The organism is Phocaeicola sp. (assembly GCF_048170425.1).
GTDB lineage: Bacteria > Bacteroidota > Bacteroidia > Bacteroidales > Bacteroidaceae > Phocaeicola.
Genome location: NZ_DBEXBB010000139.1, coordinates 1 through 6,032, shown reverse-complemented (window position 1 = coordinate 6,032; position 6,032 = coordinate 1). Strand labels below are relative to the sequence as shown.

The following is a 6,032-nucleotide window of genomic DNA, read 5'->3' as shown; positions in this document are numbered from 1 at the left end:
AAATTATACGCTTCGTTTTGTGAAATGAACTTTTCATTTTGAAACGCGCGAACATTTCGATTTGCGGATTATACTTTGCATGAATACAAAAACATAGAAGATGGGACATCATCAATTAGACAGTTTAGACGAACAAATTCTGCGTATGATCGCAGGCAATGCACGTATTCCTTTTTTGGAAGTGGCACGTGCTTGCAATGTATCAGGAGCCGCTATTCATCAGCGAATTCAAAAGTTGACGAACCTTGGAATTCTGAAAGGTTCAGAATTTATCATTGACCCGGAAAAGATAGGTTATGAAACCTGTGCTTACATCGGTTTGTATTTGAAAGATCCGGAGCAGTTTGATACTGTAACGGAAGCTTTGAAGTTTATTCCGGAAGTAGTGGAATGTCATTTTACGACAGGGCAGTATGACATGTTCATCAAGATTTATGCGAAGAACAATCACCACTTGCTGGAGATTATTCACGATAAACTTCAACCGTTGGGCTTGTCGCGTTCGGAAACGATTATTTCTTTCCGTGAAGCTATCAAGCGCCAGATGCCGATAATGGATCTGGCGAATGATGAAGATTGAAAACCGCGACGCTTATTTTTGCGTACGCTCGTAATTAACGAAACTATAGGAGTAGAGATGCTTTTCATCTGTCGGATGGCATTCTCTACTTTTTTCTTTCCATAACTCTGGACTTACTTCCGGGAAGAAGGCATCGGCGGGTGCCTGCTCATCGTCTACTTCCGTAAGATACAGCCGGTCGGCCAATGGAAGTGCTTCCGTGTAGAGAGTGGCTCCTCCGAGGATAAATACCTCCTCATCTTCCTTGCAGGTATGCAGGGCATCGGCCAGCGTGTGAAAACATTCCGCACCTTCAAAGTGCAGCTCTTGTCGGCTGAGTACCACGTTTCTCCGGTTGGGAAGGGCTCCTTTCGGAAGAGATTCAAATGTGTGGCGTCCCATGATGATGGTATGTCCGGTGGTCAGTGCCTTGAAGCGCTTTAAGTCGTTAGGCAGCCAGTAAAGTAACTTGTTCTGATAGCCTATTCCTCTTTTCTGGTTGATGGCTGCAATGATGGATAGTGTCATGTCTGATGGTTCTTGATGTTATACAGATACTTTTCCGGCAATGTGAGGCCAGGGGTCATAATTCTCCAGCTGAAAATCTTCGTAGTGGAAACTGAAAATGTCTTTCACGTCCGGATTGATTTTCATGACAGGTAAGGGGCGCGGGGTACGGGTCAGCTGAAGGTCTACCTGCTCCAGGTGATTCAGGTAAATATGGGCATCGCCGAGGGTGTGGATAAAGTCGCCTGCTTTCAAACCGGTTACCTGTGCCATCATCTGCAGCAGCAGGGCATACGATGCAATGTTAAATGGTACTCCTAGGAAAGTGTCGGCACTGCGCTGGTACATTTGCAGGCTGAGGCGGCCATTGGCTACATAAAACTGGAAGAATGCATGACAGGGCGGAAGGTTCATGTTGTCCAGGTCGCCCACATTCCATGCACTGACAATGATGCGTCGGGAGTCAGGATTATGCTTGATGGTTTCCACCGCTTCCGAAATCTGGTCGATGAATTTACCGTCATATCCCGGCCAGGAGCGCCACTGATAACCGTAGATGTGTCCTAAATCGCCGTTTTCGTCAGCCCATTCGTTCCAGATTCTGACACCGTTTTCTTGCAGGTATTTCACGTTGGTATCTCCTTGTAAGAACCAGAGCAGTTCATGGATGATGGATTTCAAGTGAAGTTTTTTGGTCGTGACAAGCGGGAAGCCCTCTTCCAGGTTGAAGCGCATCTGATGTCCGAACACGCTGATGGTGCCCGTTCCGGTACGGTCTTCTTTTCGTACTCCTTCCGTACGGATGCGGTGCAACAAATCGAGATATTGTTTCATGATTGGATTTTTTTGTTTGTGCAAAGGTAGCTAATTTTTTTGTATTTTTGCCGCCGTAATCAATTGCTGGAAACATGAATTTACCATCTGATTTTATCCTCCGTACGCGTCAGTTGCTGGGAGATGCGGAGTTTGCTGCTTTGACTGAAGCATTGGAAAAAGATACGCCTGTCAGTATTCGGATGAATACGGATAAGAGCGACCTTATTCCGCAGGAAAGCACTTCAGTGCCCTGGTGCCGTGAAGGATATTACCTGTCCGGTCGTCCGTCGTTTACGTTCGACCCCTTGTTTCATGCGGGCTGTTATTATGTGCAGGAAGCTTCGTCCATGTTTCTGGAACAGGCGCTGCGTCAGTATGTGCATGAGCCGGTTACGATGCTCGATTTGTGTGCGGCTCCAGGAGGAAAATCTACCTTGGCCCGTAGCGTACTTCCGGGAGGTAGTTTGCTGGTGGCCAATGAAGTGATGCGCAACCGTTCGCAGGTGCTGGCCGAGAATCTGATAAAATGGGGAAATCCGGGTGTGATTGTGACCAATAATGATCCGGCTGATTTTACCGAGCTGGGACCGTTGTTCGATGTGATTCTGACGGATGTGCCTTGTTCGGGCGAAGGAATGTTCCGCAAGGATGAAGTGGCTGTGCAGGAGTGGAGTATAGAGAATGTGGACACCTGCTGGCAGCGTCAGCGCCGTATTTTGCGGGATATATGGCCTTGCCTGAAGACCGGAGGCCTGCTGGTTTATAGTACGTGTACATATAATCGGGAGGAAAATGAGGACAATGTGGCATGGATTACACAAGAATTGGGGGCAGAGGTGCTTCCTTTGGAGATGCAGCCGGACTGGCATATTACGGGAAATCTGACCGGTACGGATTTTCCGGTTTACCGTTTCCTGCCTCATAAGACTACGGGGGAAGGCCTGTTTATGGCGGTGCTACGGAAAACAGCGGAAGAACCCGCGGTGAGTGTGCGAACAAAGACCGGTGGAAAGGCTTCCAAAAAAGGAAAAGGAGGTAAGGTAGTTGCGCTTCAAGTGCCAAAGGAAATGAAAGCTTGGGTGCAGGGAGCCGGAGACTATGTGTTTGAAGTAAATGACAATGAAGCGATGGCCTTTCCTGCTGCCTGTAAAGATACGTACGACCTGCTGAAGGGTCAGTTGCGCATATTGCATGCCGGCATTTCTTTGGGAGAACTGAAGGGAAAGGACTGGCAGCCTTCGCATGCGCTGGCTATGAGTACTGCTTTTGAGAAAGACTCGTTTCCTGCGGCTGAGCTGACTTACTCACAGGCCATCGCTTATTTACGGAAAGAAGCGGTGGTACTTTCGCCGGAAGTGCCGAGAGGGTATGTGACGCTTACTTATCAAGGTCAGGTGTTGGGATTTGCCAAAAATATCGGTAACCGGGCCAATAATTTGTACCCGCAGGAGTGGCGAATCCGAAGCGGATATTTGCCGGAAATTATTCCGGATTTATTCGGTTAAAAAAACGTCTTTACGTTTGTCATAAAACACAAGTGCGTTTCAAATCAAACGCAAGTACGCTTTATTTGAAACGCAAGTTCATTTTAATCAAAACGCTTTGGTGTTTTCATCCAAACATAAGGATGTTTTTCTGAAAGAGCTAAAGCGTTTTGATAAAGTTTTTGTAACTTTCTGAAATATAGAAAGTTGTTCTATTTTAGGGTTAAGGGGATTCCTTTGTAGAAATCCAGTATTTTGGTGCGGAACAAGTAATCGTATTTAGCTTGTACGCAGTCGGACACCGCTTTCATCCAGTTGGTTCGGGCTTCGTTGTATTCCGTTGCATTTGCTTTTCCGTGCGTGTATTTTTCTTTCATCAGCTTGAAAGAGGCTTCTGCTGCTTCATCTGCCACCTGGCTGCTCTGGTATTTGCTTTCGGCATTGACGGCATTGTAGTAGGCTTGCTGGATTTCCTTGTAAAGTTTCTTTTTGGTTTCTTCCAGTTGCCAGTTTAAGGTAGTCTGTTCAAGGCGTGCCGTGCGTACGCGGTTGCGTGTGCTCAGTCGGTTGAAGATGGGAATGCTTAACGAGAGTCCTACATACTGGCTGAAATTATCTTTCAACTGAGAGTGGAAGCTCGGGTTTTCTCTTCCTGATACATTATAATAGCTTGTTCCCAGTCCGGCTCCGAAGTTTAGTTGCGGATAATAGGCACTTTGTGCAATGCGGATGCTGCGTGCTGCTCCTTCCAGACGGTATTGCGCAGCCTTGATGGAAGGCTTGGTCAGCAAGGCCTGACTGTAGATTTCGGCAGGAGGAGTCAGTGTACCGAACAGTTGCTCCGGCTGGATGTCGGGAGAGACAATTCGGAAATTGTCGGGAGAGGGCAGTTCCAGCAGCTGACTTAGGTCGAGCAGAGACAGACGGTAGTCGTTTTCAGTCTGCACCAGCGACAACTGGTCTTGTGCTACGCGCGACTTGGCTTCATACCATTCTGCTTCAGATGCTTTCCCGTTTTTGAAATAGGCCTCCTTTTGTGTCAGCATTTCCTGGCTTAACTCTACCTGCTGCCGGGCTATCTTGACCAGTTCTTCGTTGAACAACACTTGCAGGTAAGCAGAGGCTACCTCAATGCTGATGTCTTCTTTGGCCTTGTTCAAGTCTTCGGTGGCCGCTTTCAGGTTCAGTTTGGAGAGCGCAATGTTGTTGGGTATCTGCATACCGGTAAACAAGGGTACACTCGTACTCAGGTTGAGGCCGGTGTTCTGTGTGTTGATACTCTGGTACGTATTATTGGCCTGTAGGCTTCGTCCGAAGTTGAAAGAGTGAGAGGCGCTTCCATTCAGGTCGGGCAGGCGGCTCCATTTGGCGGTGTTCAGTTCCACTTCGCTTTTGTCGCGTGCAGCTTCTTGTTGTTTAACGGTCAGGTTATGGGCAATGGCATAGTCGATGCAGCGAGTCAAGTCCCATGCCTCCTGAGCTTGTGCGCCATTGGCCAACAGCATACTGATGCTCAGTACGGTCAGTAGTTTTGTATTGATTTTCATGGCTTACATTTCTTTTTTAAGTCCGCGTATCGGTTCGTTGGCTTTCAGTCCGCTTTTAATCTCAATATTTACTCCGTCGCTGATACCGGTCTGTACCTGTCGGCGTGTAAACTTCTGTGTAGGTATGCTGTCCGTCAGCACATATACGAAAGTGGAGTCACCACTGAATTCGATGGTACTTTCCGGTACGGTCAGGGCATTGTTGGCCCGCTGGAGTTCGATTTCCGCATTGGCACTGTAGCCGGAACGGATGGTGATACTGTCGGGTACCGTGATGGCGGCCTTGATTTCAAACTGGTTGGCTCCGTTATTTTCTACACTTTTGGGAGAGATGTATTCCAGTACGGCATCGAATTTCATGTTCTGCAAGGCTCCCAATGTGATTTTTACAGGAGTTCCTTCGTGAATACGTCCCACTTCTGTTTCGTCTACGTTTCCTCTAAAGATAAGGTCGCTCATATCGGCCACGGTGGCGATGGTGGTACCGTCGTTGAACGTATTGCTCATGATAACCGAGTTGCCGACCTTGATGGGAACGTCCAGAATCAATCCGTCAATTGTAGAGCGAATCAGCGTGCTGCTGAAAGAGGCACTGCTCTTGGTGATACCTTCCTTCACGATTTCCAGGTTGTCTTGAGCTGCCTGAAGTTCTTCTCTGGCTTGTTTGGCAGCGAGCAAAGTCTTTTCATACTCCTCGCTGCTTACCAGTTTGCTTTGGTAAAGCTTCTCCATACGCTCCAAGTCGGTTTCAGCCTGACGACCATTGATTTCGGCCAGGCGTACACGGCTTTCAGCGGAATTGAGTGAGCCTAATTCGGGTATTACTTTGACCTTGGCTATGATTTCTCCTTTTTTCACCGTTTCTCCGGCTTCCTTGTAGACTTCGGATATGATGCCCGAAATCTGCGGTTTGATTTGCACCTCATCGCGTGGTTCAATTTTTCCGGTGGCTACGGTGATTTGTGCCAAATCAGTGATTTGAGGATGGAGAATGTCATAAACCGTATCTTTGGGTTGTGACTTTTGGTACAGAAATACAAATGTGCCGATAAAGATGAGTGCAATCACTATCAGCGAGATAATCTTGATGTACTTTTTCATATCAACTTTGGTTTTTGT

6 protein-coding genes are annotated in these 6,032 nt (G+C 47.5%); 2 read left to right on the top strand and 4 right to left on the bottom strand.

Translation table 11 applies throughout. The features are described 5' to 3' along the window. Positions 1-100 precede the first annotated feature (100 nt). Entirely contained in the window at positions 101-580 is a 480-nt protein-coding gene (locus tag ACMJ0U_RS05490; protein WP_007563271.1) for an Lrp/AsnC family transcriptional regulator, read from the top strand. 12 nt (positions 581-592) lie between these two features. Here the strand turns inward: ACMJ0U_RS05490 and ACMJ0U_RS05485 are convergent, their stop codons facing one another. Beyond that, positions 593-1,087 (bottom strand): dihydrofolate reductase, encoded by a 495-nt coding sequence (locus tag ACMJ0U_RS05485; protein ID WP_417128700.1) that lies wholly within the window; start codon positions 1,085-1,087, stop codon positions 593-595. An 18-nt stretch (positions 1,088-1,105) separates the two neighbouring features. After that, positions 1,106-1,900 (bottom strand): thymidylate synthase, encoded by a 795-nt coding sequence (locus ACMJ0U_RS05480; protein ID WP_417128698.1) that lies wholly within the window; start codon positions 1,898-1,900, stop codon positions 1,106-1,108. A gap of 74 nt (positions 1,901-1,974) precedes the next feature. Between ACMJ0U_RS05480 and ACMJ0U_RS05475 the strand changes: the two genes are divergently transcribed. Next, positions 1,975-3,387 (top strand): methyltransferase RsmF C-terminal domain-like protein, encoded by a 1,413-nt coding sequence (locus ACMJ0U_RS05475; RefSeq protein WP_417128696.1) that lies wholly within the window; start codon positions 1,975-1,977, stop codon positions 3,385-3,387. A 191-nt stretch (positions 3,388-3,578) separates the two neighbouring features. Here ACMJ0U_RS05475 and ACMJ0U_RS05470 read toward each other — a convergent pair whose 3' ends face one another. Both ACMJ0U_RS05470 and ACMJ0U_RS05465 read right to left on the bottom strand, forming a co-directional pair. Next, the gene (locus ACMJ0U_RS05470) at positions 3,579-4,913 is read right to left on the bottom strand and encodes a TolC family protein (protein ID WP_117700743.1); all 1,335 of its coding nucleotides are present in this window, start codon (positions 4,911-4,913) and stop codon (positions 3,579-3,581) included. A 3-nt stretch (positions 4,914-4,916) separates the two neighbouring features. Next, positions 4,917-6,014: an efflux RND transporter periplasmic adaptor subunit gene (locus tag ACMJ0U_RS05465; protein WP_417128695.1), complete on the bottom strand. Its 1,098-nt coding sequence runs from the start codon at positions 6,012-6,014 to the stop codon at positions 4,917-4,919. Between the last annotated feature and the right edge of the window lie 18 nt (positions 6,015-6,032).

Coding starts and splice junctions, on each gene's coding strand:
- ACMJ0U_RS05490 (WP_007563271.1), top strand. CDS start 101: ATGGGACATCATCAATTAGACAGTTTAGACGAACAAATTCTGCGTATG.
- ACMJ0U_RS05485 (WP_417128700.1), bottom strand. CDS start 1,087: ATGACACTATCCATCATTGCAGCCATCAACCAGAAAAGAGGAATAGGC.
- ACMJ0U_RS05480 (WP_417128698.1), bottom strand. CDS start 1,900: ATGAAACAATATCTCGATTTGTTGCACCGCATCCGTACGGAAGGAGTA.
- ACMJ0U_RS05475 (WP_417128696.1), top strand. CDS start 1,975: ATGAATTTACCATCTGATTTTATCCTCCGTACGCGTCAGTTGCTGGGA.
- ACMJ0U_RS05470 (WP_117700743.1), bottom strand. CDS start 4,913: ATGAAAATCAATACAAAACTACTGACCGTACTGAGCATCAGTATGCTG.
- ACMJ0U_RS05465 (WP_417128695.1), bottom strand. CDS start 6,014: ATGAAAAAGTACATCAAGATTATCTCGCTGATAGTGATTGCACTCATC.